Here is a 25,834-nt window from a genome sequence, read left to right on the forward strand (position 1 = left end):
AGGCCACTGCTGTCCGGTTTAAATTGCGAGCCCTGGGAGAACCATCTGGCTTGGGTCGATGACAGGCGGTTTTGGCGGTGTTTTGAGGTGGCAAATGGACCTCCTGTGCATGATGTTGACACGGACGAGGCGAGTAAAAGTGAGCAATCTGGAGACTTCGGTCTGGGTTGCCTGAGCCATCCTGATCAGGATGTAGGCGATGAGGGCGACGAAGATCTGGATGCGGATAGCGTTCTCGGAGGTGCCGAGGAAGTGCTTGATCCTGAGGTTCTGCTTGGCCCATTTGAAGAACAGTTCGATCTGCCAGCGCTGCTTGTAGAGGTCGGCGATCTCTTGGGCCGGGGCGTCGAGATCGTTGGTGAGGATGCGCAGGATCTTGCCGGTGGAGATGCGGACGGTGACTTCCCGCACCGGATCGCTCATGGGGTTCTGCCGTGACCAGGCGAGGCGCTCGGGCAGGAAGCCGATGCGATCGGTGAGCACGGAACCGGTCTCAGGCACCGGGTTGACCAGGCTCACCCTAAGCGGGGTGTGAGACTTGAAGCGAGTGACGATGCGGCATCCCTCGGCGTGGAGCCTGGCCCACCAGGCGAAGTCATAATAAGCGAGATCAAAGACATAGGTCATGCCGGGGATTGGCTTGAACGCCTTGGCCGGGGTGACGTCGTGTACCGTCTGGTCGGTCAGCGCGATTTCCATGGGGGCGTCGGCGTTGGGATCGTAGACCAGGTGCATCTTGGCGGCCCATAGGCCCTTGCGTTCGCTGAGCCAGGCCGCGTTGAGCGAGGACAGGCGGATGTGGGTGGCGTCGATGATCCGCACCGCCTCGCTCATCTGTCGGCGCGTCCGCTTGCTGGCCGCCTGCGCCATATGGGCGAACAGGTCGGCAAACAGCTGCCAAGGCCGCCTGGCATTGGCGTCGGACAGTGTCGATCGGGCGGGCAGCTTGGCACCGACATGGTAGAGTCGGCCTTGGTGGCTGCTCATCGCCGCCTCGATCTCGCGCAAGCTCACAGCGCCGGCCAATTGACCGAATAGAAGCGCCAGAAACTGGCTCTTGGACGGCAAACGACGGACGCGGTGGTCGGCTTTGTAGTCTTCCACAAGACGATCGAAGGTCGCCCACGGAATATGGCGCTGAATTTGATGAAAGACGCTATTGTGATGCTGCATGGCGTTGATCCCCTGCTCGTGTCCAGAACGCGGCCAAACGTCTGAAAACAAGTAGAATCAATGTCATGCACCCTGTCCAGACATTTAAACCGGACAGCAGTGGCGAAGGCGAAGGACCTCAGGCCGAAAAGGGTTCGAGGTTGATATAGGTCTCCGTCACCTCGTGAACCGCTCGACCAGCCACGGATGGACGGTCGGCGAAGCTGCTAGCACGGCGCCGGTTTTGGGGATGGCGTGGCCATCGAAGCCGCTCACCACGCCGCCGGCTTCCTCGACGATCAGCACCGAGGCGGCGTAATCGTAGGGCGCAAGCCCGTCCTCGAAGAAGGCATCGTGCCGGTTGGCGGCGACATAGGCGATCGACAGCGCCGCCGAGCCCATCCGCCGCATGGTGGCGGCATGGTCCATGATTTCCATCAGCACTTCGCGATAGCGGGCGACCGGCATGGATTTCACCTGGCCGGGGATCGGCAGGCTGGCGCCGATCACCGCATGGTCGATGTCGCGATCGATGCGGATGGTGAGCGGCGCGCCGTCGAGAAAGGCGCCCTTGCCGCGTTCGGCGTAGAACAGCTCGTCACGCATCGGGTCGTAGACGACGCCGGCGTCGATGCGGTCGCCGCTCAAGAGCGAGATCACCACGCCGAAGAAGGGAATGCCCCAGGCAAAATTGGTGGTGCCGTCGATCGGGTCGATCAGGAAGCGCGGCACGTCGGGGCCGCGGTCGCGGTTGCCGGCCTTCTCCTCGCCCTCGATCGACCAGCCGGGAAAGGCAGTGCCGAGCGCGGTGGCAATCGCCGCCTCCACCGCCACGTCGGCCGCCGTCACGTAGTCGCGCGCCCCTTTCTCATCCACCTTGGTCTGGCCGCAGGCGGCGAAATGCCGGCGGGCGATATCGCCGCCCAGGCGAGCGGCGGCAATCATGGTGGCAAGCAGCGGGGAGGGGGCGTCGATCTCGGGCATGGTTCGGACTCACCTGAAGCAATTCCAGCAAAAGTGGGAACCGGTTTTGCGTCCGGAATTGCGTGACAGCCAAAGGGATGAGCCTATTTGGCGAACAGTGGTTCGCCAGACAGACTCACGAGAAGGGTGCATCTACATGCGCCGGCAAGACGACAGTTCGGTGTCAGCCGGCGGGGGAACTCACGGCGCGGTTTGCTGTTATAATCTCAGGATATGCGGAGGGCCAAGCATGCTGTGGAAGGGACGTCGCCAGAGCGACAACATCGAGGATGTCCGCGACAGCGGCGGCGGTTTCTCCGGCGGCGGCATCCAATTTCCAAGTGGCGGCTTCGGCGGTGGCCGGCGCGGTGGCGGCCTCTCCATCGGCGGGCTGATCGTCGTCGGCCTCGTGCTGTGGTTCCTCGGCATCAACCCGCTGGTGCTGCTCGACGGCAGCATGGGCGGCGGCTCCACCATGGGCGGTGGCTCCCAGGCGATCGATCGACCGCGCGCCGGCCAGCATGACGAGATGCGCGATTTCGTCGCCACCGTGCTGGGCGACACCGAGGATACCTGGACGGAGATCTTCAAGGCGGAAGGCAAGCGCTATACGGCAACGCCGCTCAGGCTGTTCACCGGCCAGACCCAATCGACCTGCGGCTTTGCCAGCGCGGCGACCGGGCCGTTCTACTGCCCCAATGACGGCAAGATCTACATCGACCTCGGCTTCTATGATGAGCTGAAGCAGAAATTCGGCGCGCCCGGCGACTTCGCCCAGGCCTATGTGATCGCCCATGAAGTCGGCCACCACGTGCAGGACCTCTTGGGCCTGTTGCCGGCCTTCAACGAACGGCGCCAGCAGCTCGACAAGGCCGATGCCAATGCGCTGTCGGTGCGGGTGGAATTGCAGGCTGATTGCTACGCCGGCGTCTGGGGCCATTACGCCGAGAAGAAGGGCCTTCTCGAACGCGGCGACCTCGACGAAGCGCTGAACGCCGCCACCCAGATCGGTGACGACGCCATCCAGAAGCGGATGCAAGGTTACGTGGTGCCCGAGAGCTTCAACCATGGCACCTCGGCCGAGCGAAAGCACTGGTTCAAGGTCGGCTTCGATAGCGGCGACGTCAATTCCTGCGACACTTTCTCGACGGCGAAATTGTGAGGTTCTTGTTTTAAAACATATACATAGATTGTCATCCTTCGCGAAGGCGAAGGACCTCAGGAAGAAAAGAGCGAGTGAGATCTATCAGACTCTCCAGCTCGATATCGGCCGATCGCCCCATCCGGGCCGAGGTCCTTTACCTGCGCAAAGGATGACAGATTTATATATAGGAAACAAAAAGATAGCTGCCACATCGGATGCGCCTTAGGAAAGCGGCTTCGGCTTTGCGATGCTTCTCTCCGCCGTAAACCGCAGGCCGAGCACCAGCGGCACGGCGATCAGGTTGACGGCGACGGCCGACAGCCAGATCGCGCCCGGCCACGCGGGGCGGACCAGGAAATAGAGCGTCGAGAAGATGAGCGGTCCGACGACCGAGGCGAGGCTCATGGCCGAGGCCAGCACGCCCTGGAATTGGCCCTGCCTGTCATCGGCGACCAGGCGGGTGGCCAGCGACTGCAAGGCCGGCGTGCCTACGCCGGCGAGGGCGACGATGGGCATGATGACAAACACCACCCAGCCCCGCGTCGTAAAGGCCATCGCCACCAGGGCGGCGCAGGCGCCGACGAGGCCGGCGAGAACGGCGCCGCGCTCTCCCAGGAGCTTGACGGCCGGCCCCGGCAGGAAGGCCTGGGCTAGCGACTGGCAGACGCCGAAGGTCCCCAACGACAGGCCGATCCAGAGACCATTCCAGCCGAACACGTCGTTGCCCCAGAGCGCCCAGCAGGTGCCATAGACCTCGCCGGTGCCGCTCAGCACGAAGAACAGCAGGACGACCGGGGTGAGCGCCTTTGTCGACAGCGCCCATTGCAAGGGCGGCAACGGATTGAGGGCGGTGAAATCGATCCTCTCGCGGCTCGGCTGGCGCGACTCCGGCAGGACGAACAGGGCGAGCAGCAGATTGCCGGCGTTGAGCAGGGCGGCGGCGATGAAAGGAAGCCTGACCCAATAATCACCGAGGATCCCGCCGAGGACCGGGCCGAGGATGAAGCCGGCGCCGAACATGGCGTTGAACAGGCCGAAGCGCTTGGCGCGCCTATCTTCGGGCGTGATGTCGGTGATGTAGGCGGTGGCGACCGAGATATTGGCGCTGGTCAATCCGGCGATGGCCCGGCCGAGCAGAAGCAGCCAGAGCGACGGCGCGACCGCCATCATCGCATAGTTGACAGCGGCGCCGGCGAGCGAGATCAGCAGCACCGGCCGGCGGCCGAGGCGATCGCTGAGAGCGCCGAGAACAGGCGCGAAGACGAACTGCATCGCGGCATAGAGCGCGGCAAGGATGCCGATGGTGGGCGCCACGTTGACCGACTGCGTCACGTCCTCGATCAGCTTCGGCAGGATCGGGAAGATCAGGCTGATGCCGACCGCGTCGAGGCCGATGGCTGTGAAGATGACGACCAGGGGCTTGTTCATGCGAAAGCTGCGCTCACCGGTTTGCCGTCGCGGAAGACGCCGCCGGTCGGCCCATCGGCGGGAAGGGTGGCCGCCCAGACGACGCCGCGCGCAGCTTCAGCCGGCGAGCGGTCGTCGGCATCGTCACCGCGTTCGGGATGGCTGGCGACGGGACCGGGGTCGACGGCGTTGACCAGGATCGGCGTGTCGGTCAGTGCCGCTGCGAGGGTGGCGGTCAGGGCGTTGAGGCTATGTTTGGCGAGCGCGTAGGCCGGCGAGAAGACGGGGCCGCGCCGGCCGATCTGCTCGGCCGCCTCGCTGGTGAGGTTGACGATGCGGGCGGTGGGCGCCCGCCGCAGCAGCGGCAACAGTGCCTGGGTCAGGCCCCAGCAGCCGAACACGCTGACGGCGAAGATGGCGTGGAGCGCTTCGAGATCGACGTCGAGCGCCGAGCGGGTGCGGAAGTCCGGCATGGCGCTGGCGTTGTTCACCAGCACGTCGAGATGGTCGAAGCTGCCCGCGAGGCGGTCGGCCGCGTCGTGGATGCTGACGGGTTCGGAAAGATCGAGCCGCAAGGCGCTGGCGCTGAGGCCGGCGCGACGCAGTTCGGTGGCCAGTGCTTCGGCCTGGCTCAGGTCTCTCGCGGTCAGGATGACGTGGTGATCCTGCTCGGCGAGCCGGCGGGCCACGGCGAAACCGAGGCCGAGCGGACGGCTGACGCCGGTGATCAGGGCGATTTTGGATGTCATGAGGGGGCTCTTCGGAGGATGAAGTACACCGTTGATGTGTACTGAAACCAAATTTGTACTGAGTATATATATTGATAACCGAGCGCTGTCAATTCGCATGTACTCAGTACAGGAATCGGACTACCAATAGTGGCATGCAGACCCCACCCGACCGCCGATCCCGCAAGCGCCTGGCCACGCGACGGGCCATTTCCGAGGTTGCCGACCGCCTGTTCCAGGAGCGCGGCTTTGATAACGTGACGGTGGACGAAATCGCCGCCGCCGCCGATGTCGGGCGGATGACGGTGTTCAACCATTTCCCGCGCAAGGAAGACATGTTCTTCGACCGCGACGAGGAGGGGCGGGAGACAGTGCGCGCGGCGTTGCGCCAGCGGGAGGCGGGGGTATCTCCCGTCGAGACCCTGCGTCGGGTTGTCCATCGGCTGATTGCCGACAAGACGCCTTACTTGGAGTTTTCAAGCCGCAGCGAGGGCTTCATCGCCACTGTCGAAGCCAGCACCACGCTGAAGGCGCGGGCAAGGGCGATTCGCGACGAGCTCACAGAGGTCGTGGCCCTGGCCTTGGCGGAAAGCGTCGGTACGGCGCCCGATGATCCCGAAGTGCGAATGGCCGCCGGCCTCATCCTCGCCACCTGGACCGTGGCCTTCCTGGAGGCGCATCGGCATTTCCGCAAGACGGGGAACAGCGAGGCGGCAGCAGCGCTATTCCTGGCGCTGATCGACCGGGGAAGCGCCGGCGTGGCCGCCGCGCTGGCCGGCACGCCCTACGCGTGAGCGATGAGCTATCTCGGAGCGCTATATCGGCCGCCAGCCCAATTCTGCATGAGGTCCCCGCTTTCGCGGGGATGACAGATTTATACAAATGAAAACAGTTATATAGTTCTGTCATCCTCACGCATGCGAGGACCTCAGGACGAGAAGGCGAGGAGGGATGTATCAGGCTGCTCACGTGTCTTGAGCATCCTCAAGCCGAAGAGCGCGAAGCGCTGATACAGTGCCATCTCCTTCCTTGTTGACGTCTGCTTGCTCGATGACGTACATAGGTACATATGTACCAAACGGAGCAAGCTATGACCGGACCGGTGGTGGAGCGGGTGCAGACGGGCATTCGCATCGAGAAGCGTATTCTGAAGGTGCTGAAGGCACTGGCCGAGCATGCCGACATCACGCTGGGCGATCTCGTCGAGGGCATCGTGCTGCATGCCTTCGAGGGCAAGACGCCGTTCTCGCCAGAGACGCTGGAGGTGATCGCCCAGCTCAAGGCCATCTACGGCCTCGATCTCGATGCCGGCGCCAGCCACAAGCTGATCGAACGGGAGGAGGGCGACGGTGACTGACCTTCTCCTTGAAAACCGGCGGGCCAACGGTTTCGTGCTCAGCACCGCCTTCCTCGACGCGGCCGGCCTCGGCATGGTGCTGCCGGTGCTGCCGGCGCTGATCGCCGCGCTGACTGGCCAGGGCATGGGCGCTGCGGCGGTGGAGGGTGGACGGCTGACCTTCGTCTACGCGGCGATGCTGTTCCTGTTCTCGCCGCTGATCGGCGGCCTGTCCGACCGGTTCGGTCGGCGGCCGCTTTTGATCCTCGCCGTCGCCAGCTTTGCGCTCGACAATCTGATCTGCGCCCTGGCGCCGTCGCTTGCCTGGCTCTATCTCGGCCGTCTTCTATCGGGCATTTCCGGCAGCACCGGGCCTGTCATCGGCGCCTATATCGCCGATACCTCGGCACCCGATGATCGCGCCCGCCGGTTCGGTCAGGTCGGCATGGCCTTCGGCGCCGGCTTCGTGCTGGGGCCGGCTCTCGGCGGCCTCGTCGGCGAACTGTCGCCACGGGCGCCTTTCCTGGCCGCCGCTTTGTTGGCCGTCGTCAATGCGTTTGTAGGCTGGGCGTTCCTGAAAGAGAGCCTGCCGGTCGAGCGCCGGCGTCCGCTGGTTGTCGCCAAGGCCAACCCATTTGGCGCGCTGCGTTTCATCACCGGTGCCGCCGGCATCGGCCTGCCGATCGTCGTGCTGGTGCTGATGCAGGTCGCCCACGACTCGCTGCTGGCGGTCTGGACCTTCTCGCTGAAGGAGCGTTTCGGCTGGGGCGAGCGGGAGATCGGCCTCAGCCTGACGCTGGTCGGCGTCGTCATGACGGCGGTGACCGGCCTCGTCGTCGGTCCCTCGGTGAAGCGCTTTGGCGAACACGGCGCGGCGATGGTCGGACTTCTCGTTGCCGGTATCGGCTTCCTGGGCTTTGCGTTTGCCACATCCGGCCTGATGATCACGCCGTTTATCGCCGGCTTCGCCTTCATCGGCCTCGTCGGGCCGTCGCTCTCCGCGCTGATGAGCCGGCGCGTCGCCGCCGATCGGCAGGGTGAATTGCAAGGTGCGATCGCCGCGGTCAAGGGCGTCACCATGGCGCTGGCGCCGATCCCGATGACCGAGCTGTTTGGCTATTTCACATCGGACGCAGCGCCCATCCGTTTTGCCGGCGCCCCGTTCCTGCTGTCGGCTGTCTTGATGGCGGCGGCACTCGTCGTGATCCGGATCGATCGGAGGGTGTCGTCCCGATGAGTTGCGGCGAGGGGCGGCGGTCTGCAACATCACTCTAGTGTAGCGGAAACTTGTGGCTGCAGAAATCGTACTCACGCTTAATTTTCGAATACAATGAATGGTTTAATTGAAAATCATATGTAGTTATATGCGCGCGCTACTCTGATATAGCTTGTGATAAGCCGAAAGCTATTATGTGAATGATACTTACATCGACGAATTGATGTGGTGGTAACCCCTTCGAAAGATACTGTCCCCTATGATAGGACGTGTATAAGTTCTGCGACCAAGCCGGCACTACTGGGTGGTGCGGCGGTCTGAGATTGTTCGTCGAAGCTCTGCCCGAAGTCGGGCTTGTATTCGGCACTAATGCCTCTCCCAGACGGAGTCGCAGAAGGCGTTGCCGAAGGGCGAAACGACTTCACCGTCTAAAATGGCATCCCCACACATCGCGTACCGACCAGTCATCGGCGGTCGCGCAAGAAGGGTTCTATGCGGACGACCGAAGCCACCGAAATGGTGCCCACTGCTTTCTCTTTCACCTGCAATCGCTTGGTGATATTCGCCGTGCTCGCCTTTGCCGTGGTCACGCTCTCCTTGATCGCGCCGGGCCGGTTGATGCGCGCCAAGCGCGGCCGCTCGTGGATCAGTCTGCTCGATCCGATGGGCGACCCCGCCGCCCGCGCCGAATGGATCTGGAGAATCGTCGGATTTGTCCGCGCGCACGGCGGTGGGGCGGTGTTCTACCAAGTGGCGGCGCGCAAGCTCTCCCGCTATGTGGACTTGGGTCTGTCGGTTTTCAAACTGGGTGAAGAAGCGATCGTCGATCTCTCTGTGTTCGATATCAAAGGCTCGAGGCGCAGCAACATGCGGGATGGTCTCAACCCGCTGCTCGCCTTGGCCGATGTGATCTTCGTGATCGGTGGCGGCTTGCGAGGAGTGGTCGCCGAATGAAGCGCGTCCTGAGTCTTTTGGCCGGTTGCATCGTCACCCTTGTCATCGCCATCCCAATCGCCGCCTATTTCGTGCTGTTTGCCCGCCTCGACTCCGGCGATCCGAAAATGCTTGCGGTCGGCGAGGTGGTTGCACCACGCGGCGCGGCAAGCGGCATCGCCTTCTATTTGTCAGGCGCCGGCGGATACTCTCTATGGGACGGCATTGCCGCGAGACGGCTCGCCGCCGAAGGCAACATCGTTGTCGGCATCGATACGCCGAAGACACTCGAGAAAGGCGCCGGGGCGGCGAAAGACTGCGTCTATTTCGTCTCCGACATCGAACAGGTGAGCCACGACCTTCAGCGAACTCTCGCTTCGTCGCAGTATTATTCGCCGGTCATTGCCGGCGCCGGCCTTGGCGGCACGTTCGCGCTGGCGCTCGCCGCGCAGACTCCGGACGCCACCATTCTGCGCACGATCGCCGTCGATCCATTGCGCGTGCTGCCCATCGGCAAGGCGCTTTGTTCGGCCGCCCCGTTTGAGAAAGCCGCCGATGGCAAGGGCATGATTTACGGCTTGCAACCAGGGGTACTGGCCGATCCGATCGATGTCTATGCCACCACGGCCGCTGACTCTGACGGCCTTGCTCACGTCGATGCACTGCGCGCTGCCGGCTTCGATATCGGCCGACATGACACACAGCAGGCGGCGGCAACGGCATTGCGTCTGGCCATTGCCCGCGCCACCGATAGCGTCAAGACGGGTGACGATGCCTTTGCCAAGCTACCGCTGACGATCCTCGCCACCGAAGCCAAGTACGACACCATGGCGATCATCTTTTCCGGCGATGGTGGCTGGCGCGACATCGATGCCCAGATCGGAGGCGCCCTGAAGGCCGCGGGCGTGCCGGTCATCGGCGTGGATTCGTTGCGCTATTTCTGGAATGAGGTCCAGCCTGGCGAGGCCGCCGTTGACGTCAATGCCCTGATCACCGCCTACAGGACGAAGTGGCATGTCTCCAAGGTAGCGCTCATCGGCTATTCTTTCGGCGCCGACGCGCTACCGGCGATCTATGATGCCTTGCCGGTTACGTCGAAGCCGAGCGTTTCGCTGCTGTCGCTCTTGGGCTATTCGGGCGCCCGTCAGTTTGAAATTCAGGTCGCCGACTTCATCCCTCTGGCGTCCACCAAATCGGTGTCGACAACCCTCTCAGACCTCAGAAAGGCGCCCGCCTCGATCGTCCAGTGTGTCTACGGCCGTGACGACAAGGAAAGCCTCTGCGGCAAAATCGGTCTGTCCGCTGCCGAGTTGGTGCAACGTCCTGGGGGGCATCATTTCGATAATCACTATGCCCCCATCGCCGCCGCCATTCTGAAGCGGCTGATACCTGCTGCGCCGGATTCCAGTTCTTGGCCCCGGAACGATTTTGTCCAGATACGCGGAGACGAAGGGCATGCGGACGGCCGTCTGGTGCCCGAGTTCAGCGCCGAAGCCGGGCGAAAGCGACCGGTCGCGGGGGATGCCAAGCCAGCTACGGCGGGGTGACATCGTTCTTGGCCAACCGGAGAGGGCGCCGCGGCCGAGCATCACGCCGGAGATCGGTTGCGGAATTGGTGTTCCTAGCCGTTTGGACCGTCGGGAGACGCGGCGACAAGCTGTTGCAACAGCTCGATGAAATGGCTGGTGCGGATGCCCTTGGGGTTCTGCGCCTGATCGACGGTTTCAGCGACGACCAGATGCTTTGACGGCACGATGGCGATTGTCTGCCCGCCGAAGCCGGAGGCAAAGGCCGCTCCCAGACCGAATACGTCCGGATTCAACGTCCACCAAAGATAGCCGTATCCCTGGCTCGCGTGGTCGGTGCGGGAATAGGCGGTGGTGGATTGGCTCACCCATGAGGCGGGGACAATCTGTCGCCCACTCCACCGACCATCATCCAGATAGAGCTGCCCGAAGCGGGCTGCGTCTCTGGCGCTCAGCCGAAACGGATAGGCAGGGTGAATGGAGGACCGTTCGGTCACATACTCGCCATCCCCTGCCGAAAAATCCTCCATGCCGATCGGCGTGGCGATGCGCTCGGCGAAACTGCGGAAAATGTCCTCGCCGGTTTGTTGTCGGTAGATGGTGCCGAGGGCGTTGAAGTCCCAGTTATTGTAGAACCAGAAAGTGCCACGGGCATGGCTCCCGCGCTCCGGTCGCTTCTTGCGCATGTCGGCGGTTTCGTGGGCGGCGACATGGTAGATGCCCGATCTCGCCATCAGCAGATCGCGCACCGTCGCCTGCTTCTCCGCGGGCGTGAGAGACGGCGGCTTATCGTCGATGCCGAGATCGGCAACGGTACTGTCGAGCTTGATCCGTCCCTCGGATATCGCGATGCCGTAGAGGGCGCCGAGCAGGCTCTTGCGGACGGAAGCAAGGTTCACCTTGCGGGACACATCGCCCCAGCTGGCGACCACCTTGCCGTCCTGAACCACCATGACGGCCGTCGGCTTCAGGCTAGCGGCATAGTCCTCGGCGGCTTTCAGCTTCTCGATGGACCACCCCGCCGACGCGGGATCGACGCTTTGCCATGGCTGGGCCTGAGCGGCGCCAGCCTGAACGACCATCAACAGGCAGAGAACGGTAACAATAATGCGCATCGTTGGCAGCCTTGGGTCGTCCGATTGAAAACGGGTTCATCGGGATACTCCAGGCAATTTAAGGCACAATTCCGGACGCAAAACCGCGACCCATTTTGCTTGGACAGCTCCAGTGACCGGCCTGCCGGTGAATCCGGCCGTCGCGGTCAGCGCTGATGAGTCGAGGCGATTGCCGTCGTCAAGGGCATCACATGGAGCTGGCACCCATCCCGATGAACGGGCTGTTCGGCTATTTCATCTCCGACGCCGCGCCCATCCGCTTTGCCGGCGCGCCGTTCCTGCTGTCGGCGGTGCTGATGAGAATGGCGCTCGCGGTTGTCGTCGTGGATCGGCGGGCGCATCGTCATGAATTACATAACGAAAACAGGATATGATATCCGGCTTCCCGTGTGTCGCAAGGCGAGGGTATGACTTGTTATCCACACGCAGGGCGCTTAAGTGGAGGCTGGCCTCCTGCGAGGGCCGGGCATTCTGAGTGCCGAAAATGCTCCTGACCTTGTGGATTGTCGTGGTCTTGTCAGCGATCCTTTTCTCATATCTCTATGCCGATACGCGGCTCGTCATAAGGCAATTTATCCCGCTGGAATTCCAGGGCCCAAATATCTATCCATTTCATATTCAATATTACTTATTCTCGTCTGGCGTTCCTTTGAATGTACAGAAGAAATATTTACTGTCAGAGGCATTTTCGATCGTTTTGTTTTTTTGTGTCGCCGCGCTTTTCGCTATTTACGGGAATTATATCCTGTTCGCTCTGTATGGAGTGGTGTCCATATACGGACTCTGGAACCTGATCCGCGATTACCGGCGCTTTCTCAAATCAATTTCATGACGCTCAGCGGTTTGGTCTAGTTGGGCCGGTGTCGCCAATACACTCTCCTGCTGGCGTCAGCGTTGACGGTGCCGGCACTCGCGGCGATTCCATCGGCCGGGCGGCGCACAAATGAAAACCGGCCCGAAAGCGCGAGGCTTCGGGCCGGTTTACCGTCATTGAGGAAATGGATCACGCCCGCTCGGGCACCGGGGCTTCACCCTTCTTCTCGCGGATCAGGTTGACGAAGCGCTTGAAGAGATAGTGGCTGTCCTGCGGGCCGGGGGAGGCTTCGGGGTGGTATTGCACCGAGAAGGCTGGCTTGTCCTTGACGCGCAGGCCGCAGTTCGAGCCGTCGAACAGCGACACGTGGGTCTGCTCGACGTTATCCGGCAGACTGTCAGGATCGACGGCAAAGCCGTGGTTCATCGAGGTGATTTCCACCTTGCCGGTGGTGTAGTCCTTGACCGGATGGTTGGCGCCGTGGTGGCCCTGGTGCATCTTCATGGTCTTGCCGCCGAGGGCGAGGCCCATCATCTGGTGGCCGAGGCAGATGCCGAAGGTGGGCACGCCGGCATCGATAACCGCCTTGATGGTTGGCACCGCATAGTCGCCGGTGGCGGCCGGGTCGCCGGGGCCGTTCGACAGGAACACGCCGTCGGGCTGGTGGGCGAACACCTCTTCCGCCGTGGCGGTGGCCGGCAGCACTACCACCTCGCAGCCCTCGTCGACCAAGAGGCGGAGGATGTTGCGCTTGATGCCGAAGTCGAGGGCGACGACCTTGTACTTCTTGTCCTGCTGGTGGCCGTAGCCCTTGTTCCAGGCCCAGCTCGCTTCCGTCCAGTCGTAGCTCTGCGGATTGGTGACCTCGATGGCGAGGTCGAGCCCCTCGAGACCGGTCCACGCCTTGGCCTTGGCCTTCAGCGCCTCAAGATCGAACTTGCCGTCGGGCGAGTGGGCGATGACGGCGTTGGGCATGCCCTTGTCGCGGATCAGCGCGGTGAGCGCCCGCGTGTCGACACCGGTGATGCCGATGATGCCGCGCGAGGTCAGCCAGGCGTCGAAGCCCTTCAGCGAGCGGTAGTTGGAGGGGTCAGTGACCTCGTCCTTCAGCACCACGCCGCGCACGCCGCTTTCGGCCGCCATGTTGACGGTCTCGATGTCCTCGTCGTTGACGCCGACATTACCGATGTGCGGGAAGGTGAAGGTGACGATCTGGCCGGCGTAGGAGGGGTCGGTGAGGATCTCCTCGTAGCCGGTCATAGCCGTGTTGAAGCAGACCTCGGCCACTGCCTCGCCTCGCGCGCCGATGCCGAAGCCCTCGATGACGGTACCGTCGGCGAGCACCAGGACGGCGGTGGGCGTGGGTTCCTGCCAGGCGGCGGTGGTCATGGCGGACGCTCCTTTGGGCTGAAAAAGGCATCACGGATGGCGCGGCGGCGCACCAAAAGGCCGGCGCGGCGGACCGCCCGGCAGATCTGAGGCTACATAGGCGAGCGGGCCGGCGGCGTCAATGACGACGGCGCCTCAATGACGGGCAGTCTCATTTGCCGGTGGCGGTAACCGACCTTGTCGCGAGGCGAACGAGGAGACCGGCGGGTTGCGCCGAAGCCTGACCCGAGACCCCAATGGGACGGGTACCTCGTTTCAGGGCGATTAACCTGGCAAACTGTGGCGACCACTGCGATTCCGCGCCACACGAACAGGAGTACGTCATCATGACCTCAACCACCGCCGGCTCCTGCTTGTGTGGCACCGTCCAGTTTCAAATCTCAGGTGAGTTCGAAGCCTTCTTTCTTTGTCACTGCAAGCGCTGCCGAAAGGACACGGGGTCTGCGCATGCGGCCAACCTGTTCTCGGCAACGGCGAAGCTAAACTGGGTTTCCGGTCAGGACAGCGTCCGGACCTACCGGGTTCCGGAGACGCGTCACGAAAAGAGCTTTTGCGTGAAATGCGGATCGGCTCTTCCGGGTGTTCAGTCGGTGGGTATTTTGGCGGTCCCTGCCGGGAGTCTCGATGGCGCGATCGACATCCGACCCAATGCGCATATCTGCATTTCAAGCCGAGCGGAATGGGACGAGCATTTGGAAAACATCCCGAAGCTGGACGGTCTTCCAGGGTAGGTTCGCCACCAGGGAATCGGTTGCGGGGGAGCTCAGTTGCCTTTCAGGAATGGGCCCATGGTTTCGATCTTGTTGGTCCAGACATAGCCGTCGAAACCCTCGGGGATTTTGGCGGCCAGCTCCGGCGTGTCGATGCCGGCGGTGAAATCGCTGCCGCCATAGGGGCCGACCAGGATCACGTCGGTGTCGGCGTCGCGCATGCGCTGCATGAAGCGGTTGGGCCAGCCCCAGACATAGGGCGCGTAATCGATCGGCAGGGCAACGAGCGTGTTGCGGCAGGCGGCGGGCAGGATGCCGGTCCAGCCATAGGCCTCATAGGGAAGAAGGCAGGCCTTGAGGGAGGCCTTGTCGAACCCCTTGAGGCCAGGCACTGCTGCCTCGGCCGTCCGCGTCGGTTCCTCGCCGCCGTAGACGCCGAAGGTGGCGTCCTTTGCCTTGGGGTTGGCGTTGAGCAGGACGGCCAGCGCTTCGCCTTCCTCGACGCGGCGGCTCTTGAAGTTGACCAGGAAGGAGCCGTTGGGGAAGGCGGCGTAGACTTCGTCGAGGCGCGGCATCAGGCCGACGCCCTTGCCGCGCAAGGGATATGTCCTGCCGCCGTCGGCGGTGTAACCATAACCGACATCGAGCGTCTTCAGCACCGGCCAGGGCGTTTGTTCGGTGACGCCGTGGCCGTTGGTGCGGCAGTCAAGCGTCCAGTCGTGCAGCACGGCAAACACCTTGTCGGGCGTCAGGTGGATGTCGAGTTCGACCACGTCGGCGCCGGCGGCGAAGGCGGCGCGCATCGACGGGATGGTGTTCTCGATGAAGTCGTGGGTGGGCGGGGCGATGCGGTTCGCCGTGCAGGTCTCGGCATCGACGTCTTCATGCGAAAAGGTCTGGTGGACGCCGCGATGGGCGATGATGCGGGGCGAGTCGTTGCCGGCGGGCGCCGCCAGCCAGGAGGCGTTGAACAGATAGACGGCGCCGACGAGGACGACGACGCCCCCCAGGATTCTCTTGCCGCGCATGTCGAGCCCTCCGCGATGGACGAAGGGGTAAATTCCAAATGCGGCGCCTCTTCGGCGGTCAGCGCAGGATCCCGTCGAAGAGCGGCAGGCCGACGACGACGGCGAGGGCGATCAGGATGAGGCAGATGTGGCGGAACGTCATCTCGGAGGCGATGCCGAACAGGCGCGAGCCGCCCCAGAGGCCGAGGCCATAGGCGGGCGCCGTCATCAGGCAGAGCGGCACCAGGGCCGAAACGAACAAACCGCCCCAGAGGTAATTGAGCAGCGTCAGCGTCGTCGACACCTCGAAATAGAGCACGATGTTGGCGCGGACGATGTTGGCCGGAATGGCGCCGCCCAGCCAATAGGCGATCACCGGCGGTCCACCGACCTGGCTGGCGCCGGAGAACAGGCCGGACAGCGCGCCAACGCCGACGGTGAGTGGCGCCTTGGGCCGGCCGTGATAGCGCCAGCCGGTGAGCAGCAGGACCAGAAGAACGGCGCAGATGGCGATGATCGCCCAGCGGATGGTCAGCGGATCGAGGTGGGTGAGGAGGTAGACGCCGGTGGGCACGCCGACCAGCGCGCCGAGCGACATGACTGCCACCTCGCGACGATCGGCCCGGCGGAAGGCGTCCGGCACCAGGCCGACGGTGGTGATGGCGTCGATGATCAGGATCACCGGCGCGGCGAGGCGCGGGCCGATCAGTGCGCTTGCCACCGGCATGAAGATCAGTGCTGCGCCGAAGCCGGAAAAGCCACGGGCAAGGCCGGCGACGAAGGCGGTCAAGATAAGGAGCGTCAGCGTTGCGGGGGTAAGATCGGCGGGAATCCACATGAACGGCGACTCGGAACGGCGCCGGCGCGGCGTCCACCTGTCCTAGCGCATCGCCGGGAACCGTGGAAACCGGTTTTCGCGGGCCGGGCAGGCTGCCTAGAGCGCTGTTCGATCTGATTGAATCAGATCGGCGCTCTAGGCTCTTGTTTATCAAGCATCATCTTCTCGATCCTCGTTTCACTCCGGTCGGATGATGCTCTAGGCGATCTTCGCCGAGGCCGGTTGGCCGAGAGCGGCGCGGATGTCGTCGGCCATCTGGTGCTTCAGCGCGTAGCGGCGAAGCGTTTCCGCCCGTTTCTTCGAGGGGATATCTTCGACCGCCTTGAACTGCGTTTCCAGCGGCAGGACGAACTCGCCGTCGTGTCGCCGCTCGCCGCCGAGATCGGTCCAGAGGTCCTCGAAATCGGCTTTGACCAGGCCCTTCGGATCTTGGCCGGCCTGGACGTGCCGCTTTTGCGATGGGGCGAGGATGGCCGAGACGGCGAAGATGGAGCCGATGGTCTGCGCCGCCGCCATGGCGAGATCGCGCGGACGAAGCTGATGCAGATCCTTGGTCACCTCGCGGGTGAAATCCTTGGCTCCTTCGCCCTTGGCGCCCTGCAGGGTGCCGACCAGGAAGACGAGCTGGCCATCCCGGCGACAGAAGCTGCCGGCCAGGCAGCAGACGCGTCGCTGATCCCGGCGCAGTTCGATCAGCATCTCTCCCTCGCGCATATGCAGGGCGCAGGAGGTGAGAACCAGATGATAGTCGGCGCCGGAACGGCCGCGAAGGGAAGCGATCGTCGCCTCGCTGGCGCAAAGATCGAGCAGCCGCTGCCCGGCGGGGCAGGACAGCATGAGCTCGTAGTGGTCGCGCAGGCAGTTCAGGCGGTCGCGCAGCCGCCAGCCGAGGCGCATGTATCGAGAAAAGGGTTTGGCGGCGATGAAGGGATGGCTGGCGACATAGTCGCGTAGCGGCGCCGTGGCCTCGATATGGCGGAACCACTCCGACGCTGACCGCCGCCACCAGAGGCAGCGCAGGAGAAAATGCACCCGCCGCCGCAGCGCATCGCTGCGCATCGACGGGTAGAGCAGCGTCGCCCGATCAAGGCACATTCCGACGAAGGAGGGGTTCATGGTTGAGAAATATCTCTAAGTATCTATCCCGCAACCTTTTGGTGAGTTTCTTGGGGCGGAGTCAAGGACAGAAAGAAGAATTTTTCCTTTAAGACAGATATGTAGTGGGAATATGGCGAAACAACTTATGCTGGTTATGGCTAAGTAGAAGTACCGGATGACTTGCATGTGGCTCCAAGAGGGCTGGAAACAGTTTGCAGGGAAGCTCTGGGGCGGTCAAGCCGCGGTGGAACCGCCACGCCGGCGAGTGGCGACGCTGCGACCCGATCGTCGATGGGCTAGGTCGGACCGCTGGCGCGTGGCAGGCCGGAGACTACCTCGTCGAGCACCCGACGGACCCGTTCGGGGATGTGGCGGCGGGCTGGGAAGACGGCGTGGAGGTCGGCGCCCGCCGCGTGCCAATCGGGCAGGACGCGGACGAGGCGGCCGGTGGCGAGATCGTCGGCGACATCGAGCCAGGAGCGGATTTCGAGGCCGAGGCCGGCCAGCGCCCAATCGTGGATCACCTCGCCGCTGGTCGAGGAGAGATGCGCTTCGAGATGCACCGTCCGTTGCTCGCCGCCGGGGCCGACGAAGCTCTGGTCGCGCCCGGCGTCCGAGCCGATCAGCAGCATGCGTCGCGTCGTCAGATCGTCCGGCGAGCGTGGCGGTTCGGTGGCGGCTAGGTAGGACGGCGCGGCCGCGACAATGCGGCTGTTGGCGGTGAGGCGTCGCACCACCAGGCCCGGTCCGCCGGACACGCCGTAGCGAAAGGCCAGATCGATGTTGTCGCCGACCAGATCGACGATGGCGTCGGTCGGGTGGAGATGCGGCCTGAGTTCGGGGTGGGCGGCGGACAGGCGGGCCAGTACCGGCGCCACGAAGCGGCGGGCGAAGGCGACGGGCGCGGTGATGCGGATGGGGCCGGCCATGGCGCGCGCCGCGCCACCCACCGCCGCTTCCGCTTCGCCGAGGTCGGCGAGGATCCTCAGCGCGTCGGCATGAAAGCGCAGGCCCTCGGGCGTCGGCGCCTGCTCGCGCGAGGTACGGGCGATCAGCCGGGCGCCGAGGCGGCGCTCCAGGCTGGCGAGCTCCTTGCTGACGGTCGGCACCGACCGGCCGAGGGCGCGGGCAGCAGCGGAGAGGCTACCGCTCTCGACGATGCGCACGAAGGTCTCGATTTCCCGCAGCCGGTCCATCGCCATCCTTTCCGATTTCGAAAAGATCCATGTTCGGTTCGCTGTCTACCGCAGCTTATTGGAAAAGGCGATCCTGTCTCCATCAACACAGGAGATCGTCATGACCAAGCTTTCCAACACCCTCGCCCCTGCCGGCCTTTCGGCCATGGTCGCCTCGGCTGCTGCCTCCGACCTGCCGGTGCCCGCCCTATCGACGGTGCGCGGGCCGGCCGAGGTGGTGACCGCCGCTCGCACCTACGCCGCCTTCTGGAATACCGGCGATCCGGCGCTCGCCCATGCGGCGCTGTCGCCAGACTTCATGGACCGCACGCTGCCGGAGGGGCGGCCGCAGGGCGTCGCCGGGCCGATCGCCGCCTCCGCCGCCTTCCGCGCCGCCGTTCCGGATCTCAAGGCGGAGATCGAGGATCTGATCGTCGCCGACGATCGCGCCGTCGTCCGCTTGCATTTCACCGGCCATTTCAGCGGGCATTTCCAGGATCTGGTGGGCGACGGCCGCGCCATCGATTTCCACGCCATCGACGTCTATCGCGTTGCCGGCGGCCGCATCGCCGAGAACTGGCACCTCGAAGACAACCTGACGCTGCTCACCCAGCTGGGCAAGATCGGTAAGTGAGGATTTGAGGCCGGCGATCCCGAGGGCTGGCTCTCGGGATCGCAACGCTCATTTAGCGCCGGTAACGCGCCAGATCACATTGCCGACGTCGTCGGCGACCAGGAGGCCGCCGCGCCCGTCGGGTGTGACGCCGACCGGCCGGCCCTGGGCTTCCCCCTTGGCGTCGATGAAGCCGGTAAGCACGTCACGTGGGCTGCCGGCCGGCTTGCCGCCGCTGAACGGCACGAAGATCACCTTGTAGCCGGCGAACGGCTTGCGGTTCCACGAGCCATGCTGGCCTACGAAGGCACCGGCCTTGTAAGGCGCGGGCAGGCCGCTGTTGCCGGTGATCGACAGACCCAGCGAGGCGGTGTGGGCGCCCAGCGCGTAATCGGGCACGATCGCCTTGGCGACGAGATCGGGCCGTGGCGGATTGACGCGGCTGTCGACATGCTGGCCGAAATAGCTGTAGGGCCAGCCGTAGAAGCCGCCGTCCTTCACCGAGGTCATGTAGTCCGGCACCAGATCGCTGCCGATCTCGTCGCGCTCGTTGACCGAGGTCCATAGCGTGTTGCCGGAGAAGCTGAGGCCGTTGGGGTTTCGGAGGCCGGTGGCATAAGGGCGATGGGCACCGGTGCGGATATCCACCTGCCAGATCTGCGCCCGCCCGTCCTCGGCGGCCATGCCGTTTTCGCCGACATTGCTGTTGGAGCCGATGCTGGCGTAGAGGAAGCGGCCATCCGGGCTGGCGACCAGGTTCTTGGTCCAGTGATGGTTGATGGTGCCACCGGGCAAGTCGGTCAGCTTGGTGCCGGGGCTGGTGATGGCGGTCGCGCCCCGCTTGTAGGGGTAGCGCATGATGGCATCGGTGTTGGCGACGTAGAGATTGCCGCCGACCAGCGCCATGCCATAGGGCGAGTTCAGGCCGGTGAGGAAGGTGCTGCGGACATCGGCGACGCCGTCGCCGTTGGTGTCGCGCAGCAGGATGATGCGGTTGGCGCTCGGCCCGCCGGCGCCGGCATGGGCCATCAGGCGGCGCATGACGAAGCCCTTGAGGCCGGGGCTGTCGTCGGGCTTGGGCGGCGCCGCCGTTTCGGCCACCAGCACGTCGCCGTTCGGCAGCACCAGGACGTTGCGCGGATGGTCGAGGCCGGTGGCAAAGGCCGTGACCTTGAGGCCCTCGGCCGGCGTCGGCATGCCGCCAGCCGGCCAGCCGACGGCCGGCGCGACGTTGACGGTGGGGACGGCGCTTTTCACCGGTTGGACGATCTGCGGCGTCGGCCCGATGTCGGCACTGGGTGGCAGCAGCGAATGTTCGGCGCAGCCGGCGAGGCCGAGTGCGGCGAGCGGCAGAAGGAAACGCATCACCGGCGTGGTGACGCGCTCTGCAACACCGAAACCAGACATGCCCAGGTCCTCCGTCCCATAGGGGAAATTACGCTGGGCGCATTGGCGCGGACTGTCAAGCGTGAGGCGCGGTTGCCGCCGGCTCTTCCTCGCCTGTTGCCTTATTGCGCGGGAATGGCCTTATCCAGGAAAGCCGAGATCCGCTCGGCGACCTCACGGTGAATAGCTTCCCGGCCCCTCGTTCCGCCATCCTTGCAGACGATGCCGTCGCCGGGCGTGTCCTGCTCGATCAACTCGACGGCGCCCGGCTTGCAGAGCTGCATGAAGCTGAAATGCATGGCGTCCGGGATTTCGATGTAGGTTGTGGTTGTCTTCGGCAGATTCTCGGCGAGGTAGCCAGATTCCAGCTTGGCCGGCAGATCGCCGATGTCGATGCCTGCGCCGAAGATCAGCACCGGCACGTGGACGGTGGCGAGGCTTTCCGGGGTGAAGCCACGGGCCAGCCCTAGATCGAGCGAGACGACGGCGCCAATCCTGGCATCGCCCATGTAGGTGTCGAGGGAGGCGGCGTTTGCCTTGGTGATGCCGAGCTCGGCGGCAAGGCCGCAGGTGCGCGGGTTCGGCTGTGCCTTGCAGTCCTCAAGGAACCGGTCGGGGCTAAAGCGCGCGCCGGCCAGGGCGGCCACCGTCCAACCACCGAGAGAATGGCCGACGGCGGCGATGCGATGCAGCGCGATAGTCCCGGCCAAGGTTGGATCGCCGGTCAGCGCATCGATCACCCGGCTGAGATCGTGGGGGCGTTCCCAGAGCCTGGCGGCCTCGGTCGGGGATTTGTCGAAGGTCGTGGTGCCCGGGTGGTCGGGCGCGGCAACCACATAGCCCTGATGGACGAGCTCTCCGGCCAGCCAGTTGAGGTTCCGCCAGTTGCCGCCGTAACCGTGGGACAACACGACGAGCGGGCGCGCCTCGCCGAGCGGCTTGGCGTTGGTGACGGCGGAAATGCCGTGGAAGACGCGGTTGGCGCCGACCTCCGCGACTGGCTCCGCGTTATCGGTCGGATACCAGAGGCTGATGTGCAGCGGCCGGCTGCCGCCATTGTCCGGCAGGGTGGTTTCCTTGAAGCCGATGGCGTCGGCGGCTTGCGCGGCGGACACGTAAAAGGCGGCCAGCAGGATGGCGGGTAGGACGGATCTGCGCATGGGTTCCTCCGGCAAGGATTGAGTGGTTAGTCCTTGCCGGATGCCGAAGCAACCGGAGACCTCGAACATGATCGAGGACCGATTTGAGGCCGCGTTTACAGCGCCTTTTCGATCGCCGCGACGATGATGTCGGCGTCGGGGGCGGTGTCGGGGGAGAAGCGGTCGATGACCTTGCCGTCGCGGCCGATCAGGAACTTTTCGAAGTTCCAGAGCACTTCCGGCGCCTCGTTGGGCGTGATGCCGTGGCCGCGCAGGCGGGCGCGGAAATCGGCGCCGGGCAGGGCGCGCGCCTCGGGCTTCTCAGCGGTCAGCGCCTTGTAGAGCGGGTGCTTGTCCGGGCCGGTGACGGCGATCTTGGCGAACATCGGGAAATCGACGCCGAAGGTGGTCGAGCAGAAGGTGGCGATCTCCTCGTTGGTGCCCGGCTCCTGTCCCTTGAAATCATTGGCCGGGAAACCCAGCACCTCGAAGCCGCGATCCTTGAAACGCTTGTAGAGGCTGACCAGCACCTCGTATTGCGGTGTCAGGCCGCACTTGGAGGCGGTGTTGACGACGAGCAGCACCTTGCCGAGCCAGGGCTTCAGCGTGGTGGGCAGGCCGTCGAGCGTGGCGAGCGGAATATCAAACAGAGCAGCGGTCATGGGATGGTTCCAGTTCAGAAGGGTTTCACGGTCATCAGGCCATAGAGGCCAATCAGGATCGCCACCTGGATGAACAGGCAGGCGGCAAGCGTGCCGGTGGCGCCGGCCGCCATGGCCCGGCGGCCGCGCACGCCGGCCATGCCGTGCAGCCAGACGCCGACAAAGCCGATCCAGGGGAAGAAGAAGGTGATCCAGCCGCCCATCCAGGCGAGGATCAGGCCGAAGATGCCGGCAAGGCCGACGGTGGCCGCCGCGGCGCTATAGAGCGGCTTCCAGATGCGGCGCTGCGCCGGCTGATGGCGGAGCGCCGGCCACAGGGCGGCGATCGCCCAGGCCACGGTGGTGATGCAGCCGATGATGGCGAGGCCGCGATGAATTTCGAAGAGGGCAGGGTACATCGGAGCTCCCCAGGACGATGGTTCAAACGGATCGGCGGAATCGGTCCACCTGAAATCTGGTGTTATCTGTTCAGGATGCCGCCGTCTTCGCAAGATGCCGTGACCGAGAGGGCGAAGGATGGAGGCACTGCAGCCGATATATCTGCCGTTTGCTCCGTTCTGCCTGAGGTCCTTCGCCTGCGCGAAGGAAGACAATCTATCATATTGTTTTATTATACAAATCTCCTGTCATCCTGCGCGCAGGCGCAGGACCTCAGGCCGGATAAGGTGAGCGGCCTATATAGATGTTACGCGTGCGAGGGACATACGTCCGCTCGTCGAGCTTTCCATCGATAGTCCGCTCTGACTATATGACGGCCATGCGCTTTGAACCGTCCCTTCTCGACCAGATCCGGGCCCGGCTGCCGATCAGCCAGGTGGTGGGGCGGCGCGTCACCTATGACAAGCGCAAGAGCCAGCCGGCGCGCGGCGATTTCTGGGCCTGCTGCCCGTTCCATAAAGAGAAGACGTCGTCCTTCCATTGCGACGATCGGCGCGGCATCTACCATTGCTTCGGCTGCGGGGCGACCGGCGACCACTTCAAGTTCCTGACCGAAACGGAAGGGCTGACCTTCCCCGAGGCCGTCGAGCGGTTGGCCGAGGAAGCGGGCGTGACGCTGCCGAAACCCGATCCGCGCGACCGCGAGCGCGAGGCGGTGCGGGTCGATCTGGCCGGCGCCTGCGAGATCGCCGCCAAGTTCTTCGAGCAGAAGCTGCGCTCGCCCGAGGGCAAGCCGGCGCGCGACTACATGCTGAAGCGCGGCATTCTCGAGAAGACCTCCATCGAGTTCCGCTTCGGCTATGCGCCCGATGAGCGGGACGCGCTGAAGCGCCACCTGATCCAGAACGACGTCAAGGAAGAGACGGGCGTTGCCGCCGGCCTGTTGATCAAGCCGGAGGACGGCCGCCCCGCCTACGATCGCTTCCGTGGCCGGCTGATGATCCCCATCCACGACGAGCGCGGCCGCGTCGTCGCCTTCGGTGGCCGCACGCTCGACCCGGAGGGGCAGCCGAAATACCTCAACTCACCGGAGACGCCGCTCTTCCACAAGGGGACGATGCTGTTCAACGTCCACCGGGCACGCGAGGCGGCGCACAAGTCGGGGACGATCATCGTCACCGAGGGCTATATGGACGCGATCTCGGTCTATCAGGCCGGCATCCGCAACGTCACCGCTGCCCTGGGGACGGCCTTCACCGAGGACCACATCGCCCGCCTGTGGCGGTTCGCCGCCGAGCCGGTGATCTGCTTTGACGGCGACAAGGCCGGCGTGTCGGCCGCCCACCGGGCGATCGACCGCATTCTGCCGGCGTTGAAGAGCGGCTATTCCTTCAACTTCTGCTTCCTGCCGGGCGGCCAGGACCCGGACGATATCGTGCGGGCCGGCGGCGCCGACGCCTTTCTTGCCGAAGTTGCCAAGGCACGGCCCTTGTCGGAAGTGCTGTGGGACCGTGAGGCGGCCGACGCCCGCGTCGATACGCCCGAGCGCAAGGCGGCGCTGGAAGCGCGCATCGACGAACTGGTTCGCCAGATCAAGGACGAACGGGTGGCGCGGCGTTACCGTCTGGCGCTGCGCGTCAACATGTCCGAGCTGTTCTGGAGCCACGACCAGCGCGGCCGGGGTGACGGGCGCGGTGACTATCGGGGCAAGGGAAGAGGCGAGTTTCGGGGCGAAGGCCGCGGCGACTTCCGGGGCGGCGAGCGCCGCGAGGGGCAGGGGCTGGCCATCGCCGCCGAGATGCGGGCGCCCAGCGAGCCGGATCTCGCCAATATCGAGCGTGTCCTGCTCGGCCTCGCCGTCGAATATCCCGACCTCTATGAGGCCAACATGGAGCGGCTCGCCCGGCTGGATTTCCACGTGGCGGCGCTGGAGGATTTCAAGCAGGCGCTCTATCGCATCGCCGTCGACTTCGACGCGGAGTCGGTCAGCGATTTCTACGAGGGGCTCGATGCCCGCTTCTATTTCGTGCTCAACGAGGTGCACGGCGACGAGATGAAGCGAGACGATGGCGTCAGCATCGGCCGGGGCCACAAGCTCCGGGAACGGCTGCCGATCCTGCGGTTCCATCCGCCGGAGAGCTTCGTCGAGACCTGCTTCGACCTGCTGGTCGAGCGGCTGTGCCTCAGGGCGCTCGCCGCCGACATCGAGCGCGACATGAAGACGGTGACGGCAGAGACCGATGAAAATTTCACCGCCTACATCTACGAGCTGACGCGCGACCTCAACCGCCGCCGCGAGGAGCTGTTCCGTCGCGAGCAGGAGCTGGCCGAGGAAGCCAAAGCCATCCGCGACGCGACCACGGGCGGCGGCTCGTCACAATCGACGCTGTGGAAGTGAGCGGTCTGATAGCGTTATTGGTCGCTTTCCAGATCGATGTCTTGCCCCGCATAGAACATCCTTAGGATGGTGACGGTGCGATCGGAAACAGTGAAGGCGATAGTGGCCCTGCGGCGAAATCCGACGAGCCGAAGGCCGGGCCGGATATCGTCCCGCAGTGTTCCGCGTTCAGGGAATGTCTCGAAGCCCAGGCAATAGCCATAGATTTTGGCGACGTAATCCCTGGCAACTCGCTCCCCACCCCGGGGTAGGATATAGTCGTAAAGCGCAGCAAAATCTTGCCGTGCTTCGACCGCAAACACGACGGTGTAAATCATGTACCGGAGGCCGCTTTGGTGCTCCTGGAATCCATGTGCGCCTGAAGCTGGCGCCACGTCTCGGTAGCGCTTTCCGTCTTTCCCGCGGGATCGGCTTTCACGGCGTCAAATGTCGCGGCGACTTCCTCGCGTAGCCATTTTTCAACGGCGGAGTCCCTGGCGGCGAGAACGCGCAGTCCATCCCGAATGACCTCGCTTTCCGTGGCATATTCGCCGGAGCTGACCTTGGCTCGCACCATATCGGCCATGTCGTGCGGCAGGGTGATACTGAGTGATTGGGTGGTTCGCATGGGGACGTCCTTGTTTGGCTACCCTTTTACCATGCAGCACGATTAAATCCTAATGCTGTAGACTGTGATCGTTGGTCGCGCAGGCGTAGCGGCGCCACTC

26 protein-coding genes are annotated in these 25,834 nt (G+C 64.2%); 10 read left to right on the plus strand and 16 right to left on the minus strand.

All coding sequences use genetic code 11. From position 1 onward, the window contains the following. Positions 1 to 18: 18 nt before the first annotated feature. Together G522_RS27395 and G522_RS0117375 are read right to left on the minus strand one after the other, a co-directional pair. Positions 19 to 1,173 (minus strand): IS4 family transposase, encoded by a 1,155-nt coding sequence (locus G522_RS27395; RefSeq protein WP_036839706.1) that lies wholly within the window; start codon positions 1,171 to 1,173, stop codon positions 19 to 21. Between the two features lie 156 nt (positions 1,174 to 1,329). Next, positions 1,330 to 2,136, minus strand: coding sequence for an inositol monophosphatase family protein (locus G522_RS0117375; RefSeq protein WP_026792134.1), 807 nt, complete (start codon positions 2,134 to 2,136; stop codon positions 1,330 to 1,332). Positions 2,137 to 2,365: 229 nt separating this feature from the next. On the opposite strand from G522_RS0117375, the gene ypfJ reads away from it, so the two are divergent. Next, positions 2,366 to 3,277, plus strand: a complete 912-nt coding sequence (gene ypfJ / locus G522_RS0117380; RefSeq protein ID WP_026792135.1) for a KPN_02809 family neutral zinc metallopeptidase — start codon at positions 2,366 to 2,368, stop codon at positions 3,275 to 3,277. A 204-nt stretch (positions 3,278 to 3,481) separates the two neighbouring features. On the opposite strand, the gene G522_RS0117385 is transcribed toward ypfJ, so the two are convergent. Both G522_RS0117385 and G522_RS0117390 read right to left on the minus strand, forming a co-directional pair. Then, entirely contained in the window at positions 3,482 to 4,687 is a 1,206-nt protein-coding gene (locus G522_RS0117385; RefSeq protein WP_026792136.1) for a TCR/Tet family MFS transporter, read from the minus strand. Next, positions 4,684 to 5,415: an SDR family NAD(P)-dependent oxidoreductase gene (locus G522_RS0117390; protein ID WP_026792137.1), complete on the minus strand. Its 732-nt coding sequence runs from the start codon at positions 5,413 to 5,415 to the stop codon at positions 4,684 to 4,686. The genes G522_RS0117385 and G522_RS0117390 overlap by 4 nt, the downstream gene beginning before the upstream one ends. A 134-nt stretch (positions 5,416 to 5,549) precedes the next feature. Here G522_RS0117390 and G522_RS0117395 point away from each other — a divergent pair, with 134 nt between their 5' ends. The 5 genes from G522_RS0117395 (at position 5,550) to G522_RS27400 (ending at position 10,426) form a co-directional block, all read left to right on the plus strand. After that, on the plus strand, positions 5,550 to 6,188 hold the full coding sequence (locus G522_RS0117395; RefSeq protein WP_026792138.1) for a TetR/AcrR family transcriptional regulator: 639 nt from the start codon (positions 5,550 to 5,552) through the stop codon (positions 6,186 to 6,188). A gap of 296 nt (positions 6,189 to 6,484) precedes the next feature. Next, entirely contained in the window at positions 6,485 to 6,751 is a 267-nt protein-coding gene (locus G522_RS0117405) for a hypothetical protein (protein WP_026792139.1), read from the plus strand. Beyond that, on the plus strand, positions 6,744 to 7,967 hold the full coding sequence (locus G522_RS0117410; protein WP_051228737.1) for an MFS transporter: 1,224 nt from the start codon (positions 6,744 to 6,746) through the stop codon (positions 7,965 to 7,967). The genes G522_RS0117405 and G522_RS0117410 overlap by 8 nt, the downstream gene beginning before the upstream one ends. A 471-nt stretch (positions 7,968 to 8,438) precedes the next feature. Beyond that, positions 8,439 to 8,900, plus strand: a complete 462-nt coding sequence (locus tag G522_RS0117415; protein WP_026792141.1) for a phosphatidylglycerol lysyltransferase domain-containing protein — start codon at positions 8,439 to 8,441, stop codon at positions 8,898 to 8,900. Beyond that, on the plus strand, positions 8,897 to 10,426 hold the full coding sequence (locus tag G522_RS27400) for an AcvB/VirJ family lysyl-phosphatidylglycerol hydrolase (RefSeq protein WP_051228739.1): 1,530 nt from the start codon (positions 8,897 to 8,899) through the stop codon (positions 10,424 to 10,426). Before G522_RS0117415 ends, G522_RS27400 begins: the two co-directional genes overlap by 4 nt. Before the next feature lie 74 nt (positions 10,427 to 10,500). On the opposite strand, the gene G522_RS0117425 is transcribed toward G522_RS27400, so the two are convergent. Further along, entirely contained in the window at positions 10,501 to 11,520 is a 1,020-nt protein-coding gene (locus G522_RS0117425; protein ID WP_026792142.1) for a serine hydrolase domain-containing protein, read from the minus strand. A gap of 191 nt (positions 11,521 to 11,711) precedes the next feature. On the opposite strand from G522_RS0117425, the gene G522_RS0117430 reads away from it, so the two are divergent. Beyond that, a complete protein-coding gene (locus G522_RS0117430) occupies positions 11,712 to 11,894 on the plus strand; it encodes a hypothetical protein (protein ID WP_026792143.1) in 183 nt (60 codons plus the stop codon). A gap of 629 nt (positions 11,895 to 12,523) precedes the next feature. Here G522_RS0117430 and carA read toward each other — a convergent pair. Further along, complete coding sequence (carA, locus tag G522_RS0117440; RefSeq protein ID WP_026792145.1) at positions 12,524 to 13,723, minus strand: glutamine-hydrolyzing carbamoyl-phosphate synthase small subunit; 1,200 nt, start codon at positions 13,721 to 13,723, stop codon at positions 12,524 to 12,526. A gap of 326 nt (positions 13,724 to 14,049) precedes the next feature. Between carA and G522_RS0117445 the strand changes: the two genes are divergently transcribed. Beyond that, entirely contained in the window at positions 14,050 to 14,454 is a 405-nt protein-coding gene (locus tag G522_RS0117445; protein ID WP_026792146.1) for a GFA family protein, read from the plus strand. Positions 14,455 to 14,486: 32 nt separating this feature from the next. Here the strand turns inward: G522_RS0117445 and G522_RS0117450 are convergent, their stop codons facing one another. The 4 genes from G522_RS0117450 to G522_RS0117465 form a co-directional block, all read right to left on the minus strand. Continuing rightward, positions 14,487 to 15,461: a glycerophosphodiester phosphodiesterase family protein gene (locus G522_RS0117450; RefSeq protein WP_026792147.1), complete on the minus strand. Its 975-nt coding sequence runs from the start codon at positions 15,459 to 15,461 to the stop codon at positions 14,487 to 14,489. A gap of 58 nt (positions 15,462 to 15,519) precedes the next feature. Next, positions 15,520 to 16,278: a sulfite exporter TauE/SafE family protein gene (locus G522_RS0117455; protein WP_026792148.1), complete on the minus strand. Its 759-nt coding sequence runs from the start codon at positions 16,276 to 16,278 to the stop codon at positions 15,520 to 15,522. 198 nt (positions 16,279 to 16,476) lie between these two features. Beyond that, positions 16,477 to 17,394, minus strand: coding sequence for a VirK/YbjX family protein (locus G522_RS0117460; RefSeq protein WP_026792149.1), 918 nt, complete (start codon positions 17,392 to 17,394; stop codon positions 16,477 to 16,479). Positions 17,395 to 17,672: 278 nt separating this feature from the next. Next, the gene (locus G522_RS0117465) at positions 17,673 to 18,572 is read right to left on the minus strand and encodes a LysR family transcriptional regulator (protein WP_051228741.1); all 900 of its coding nucleotides are present in this window, start codon (positions 18,570 to 18,572) and stop codon (positions 17,673 to 17,675) included. Positions 18,573 to 18,672: 100 nt separating this feature from the next. On the opposite strand from G522_RS0117465, the gene G522_RS0117470 reads away from it, so the two are divergent. Continuing rightward, positions 18,673 to 19,185 carry an ester cyclase gene (locus tag G522_RS0117470; RefSeq protein WP_051228743.1) on the plus strand — a complete coding sequence of 171 codons (513 nt, stop codon included), beginning with the start codon at positions 18,673 to 18,675 and terminating at the stop codon, positions 19,183 to 19,185. A 48-nt stretch (positions 19,186 to 19,233) separates the two neighbouring features. Here G522_RS0117470 and G522_RS0117475 read toward each other — a convergent pair whose 3' ends face one another. The 4 genes from G522_RS0117475 to G522_RS29115 all read right to left on the minus strand — a co-directional run bounded on the left by G522_RS0117475 (position 19,234) and on the right by G522_RS29115 (position 22,749). Beyond that, entirely contained in the window at positions 19,234 to 20,571 is a 1,338-nt protein-coding gene (locus G522_RS0117475) for a PQQ-dependent sugar dehydrogenase (protein ID WP_051228745.1), read from the minus strand. A 101-nt stretch (positions 20,572 to 20,672) separates the two neighbouring features. Further along, a complete protein-coding gene (locus G522_RS0117480; RefSeq protein WP_026792153.1) occupies positions 20,673 to 21,710 on the minus strand; it encodes an alpha/beta hydrolase family protein in 1,038 nt (345 codons plus the stop codon). A gap of 95 nt (positions 21,711 to 21,805) precedes the next feature. Then, positions 21,806 to 22,351: a glutathione peroxidase gene (locus G522_RS0117485; protein WP_026792154.1), complete on the minus strand. Its 546-nt coding sequence runs from the start codon at positions 22,349 to 22,351 to the stop codon at positions 21,806 to 21,808. Between the two features lie 14 nt (positions 22,352 to 22,365). Then, positions 22,366 to 22,749 carry a hypothetical protein gene (locus G522_RS29115; RefSeq protein WP_051228747.1) on the minus strand — a complete coding sequence of 128 codons (384 nt, stop codon included), beginning with the start codon at positions 22,747 to 22,749 and terminating at the stop codon, positions 22,366 to 22,368. Between the two features lie 359 nt (positions 22,750 to 23,108). Between G522_RS29115 and dnaG the strand changes: the two genes are divergently transcribed. After that, a complete protein-coding gene (gene dnaG, locus G522_RS0117495) occupies positions 23,109 to 25,127 on the plus strand; it encodes a DNA primase (protein WP_036839929.1) in 2,019 nt (672 codons plus the stop codon). A 14-nt stretch (positions 25,128 to 25,141) separates the two neighbouring features. Here dnaG and G522_RS0117500 read toward each other — a convergent pair whose 3' ends face one another. Further along, positions 25,142 to 25,444 (minus strand): type II toxin-antitoxin system RelE/ParE family toxin, encoded by a 303-nt coding sequence (locus G522_RS0117500; RefSeq protein WP_026792156.1) that lies wholly within the window; start codon positions 25,442 to 25,444, stop codon positions 25,142 to 25,144. After that, entirely contained in the window at positions 25,441 to 25,734 is a 294-nt protein-coding gene (locus G522_RS0117505) for a type II toxin-antitoxin system ParD family antitoxin (protein ID WP_026792157.1), read from the minus strand. Before G522_RS0117505 ends, G522_RS0117500 begins: the two co-directional genes overlap by 4 nt. Positions 25,735 to 25,834 lie beyond the last annotated feature (100 nt).

This window comes from Pleomorphomonas oryzae DSM 16300 (assembly GCF_000422965.1).
Classification (GTDB): domain Bacteria; phylum Pseudomonadota; class Alphaproteobacteria; order Rhizobiales; family Pleomorphomonadaceae; genus Pleomorphomonas; species Pleomorphomonas oryzae.

Excerpts from the sequence above, each read along its gene's own strand:
- G522_RS27395 (WP_036839706.1), bottom strand. The coding sequence starts at position 1,173 with ATGCAGCATCACAATAGCGTCTTTCATCAAATTCAGCGCCATATTCCG.
- G522_RS0117375 (WP_026792134.1), bottom strand. The coding sequence starts at position 2,136 with ATGCCCGAGATCGACGCCCCCTCCCCGCTGCTTGCCACCATGATTGCC.
- ypfJ (WP_026792135.1), top strand. The coding sequence starts at position 2,366 with ATGCTGTGGAAGGGACGTCGCCAGAGCGACAACATCGAGGATGTCCGC.
- G522_RS0117385 (WP_026792136.1), bottom strand. The coding sequence starts at position 4,687 with ATGAACAAGCCCCTGGTCGTCATCTTCACAGCCATCGGCCTCGACGCG.
- G522_RS0117390 (WP_026792137.1), bottom strand. The coding sequence starts at position 5,415 with ATGACATCCAAAATCGCCCTGATCACCGGCGTCAGCCGTCCGCTCGGC.
- G522_RS0117395 (WP_026792138.1), top strand. The coding sequence starts at position 5,550 with ATGCAGACCCCACCCGACCGCCGATCCCGCAAGCGCCTGGCCACGCGA.
- G522_RS0117405 (WP_026792139.1), top strand. The coding sequence starts at position 6,485 with ATGACCGGACCGGTGGTGGAGCGGGTGCAGACGGGCATTCGCATCGAG.
- G522_RS0117415 (WP_026792141.1), top strand. The coding sequence starts at position 8,439 with ATGCGGACGACCGAAGCCACCGAAATGGTGCCCACTGCTTTCTCTTTC.
- G522_RS27400 (WP_051228739.1), top strand. The coding sequence starts at position 8,897 with ATGAAGCGCGTCCTGAGTCTTTTGGCCGGTTGCATCGTCACCCTTGTC.
- G522_RS0117425 (WP_026792142.1), bottom strand. The coding sequence starts at position 11,520 with ATGCGCATTATTGTTACCGTTCTCTGCCTGTTGATGGTCGTTCAGGCT.
- G522_RS0117430 (WP_026792143.1), top strand. The coding sequence starts at position 11,712 with ATGGAGCTGGCACCCATCCCGATGAACGGGCTGTTCGGCTATTTCATC.
- carA (WP_026792145.1), bottom strand. The coding sequence starts at position 13,723 with ATGACCACCGCCGCCTGGCAGGAACCCACGCCCACCGCCGTCCTGGTG.
- G522_RS0117445 (WP_026792146.1), top strand. The coding sequence starts at position 14,050 with ATGACCTCAACCACCGCCGGCTCCTGCTTGTGTGGCACCGTCCAGTTT.
- G522_RS0117450 (WP_026792147.1), bottom strand. The coding sequence starts at position 15,461 with ATGCGCGGCAAGAGAATCCTGGGGGGCGTCGTCGTCCTCGTCGGCGCC.
- G522_RS0117455 (WP_026792148.1), bottom strand. The coding sequence starts at position 16,278 with ATGTGGATTCCCGCCGATCTTACCCCCGCAACGCTGACGCTCCTTATC.
- G522_RS0117460 (WP_026792149.1), bottom strand. The coding sequence starts at position 17,394 with ATGAACCCCTCCTTCGTCGGAATGTGCCTTGATCGGGCGACGCTGCTC.
- G522_RS0117465 (WP_051228741.1), bottom strand. The coding sequence starts at position 18,572 with ATGGACCGGCTGCGGGAAATCGAGACCTTCGTGCGCATCGTCGAGAGC.
- G522_RS0117470 (WP_051228743.1), top strand. The coding sequence starts at position 18,673 with ATGACCAAGCTTTCCAACACCCTCGCCCCTGCCGGCCTTTCGGCCATG.
- G522_RS0117475 (WP_051228745.1), bottom strand. The coding sequence starts at position 20,571 with ATGTCTGGTTTCGGTGTTGCAGAGCGCGTCACCACGCCGGTGATGCGT.
- G522_RS0117480 (WP_026792153.1), bottom strand. The coding sequence starts at position 21,710 with ATGCGCAGATCCGTCCTACCCGCCATCCTGCTGGCCGCCTTTTACGTG.
- G522_RS0117485 (WP_026792154.1), bottom strand. The coding sequence starts at position 22,351 with ATGACCGCTGCTCTGTTTGATATTCCGCTCGCCACGCTCGACGGCCTG.
- G522_RS29115 (WP_051228747.1), bottom strand. The coding sequence starts at position 22,749 with ATGTACCCTGCCCTCTTCGAAATTCATCGCGGCCTCGCCATCATCGGC.
- dnaG (WP_036839929.1), top strand. The coding sequence starts at position 23,109 with ATGCGCTTTGAACCGTCCCTTCTCGACCAGATCCGGGCCCGGCTGCCG.
- G522_RS0117500 (WP_026792156.1), bottom strand. The coding sequence starts at position 25,444 with ATGATTTACACCGTCGTGTTTGCGGTCGAAGCACGGCAAGATTTTGCT.
- G522_RS0117505 (WP_026792157.1), bottom strand. The coding sequence starts at position 25,734 with ATGCGAACCACCCAATCACTCAGTATCACCCTGCCGCACGACATGGCC.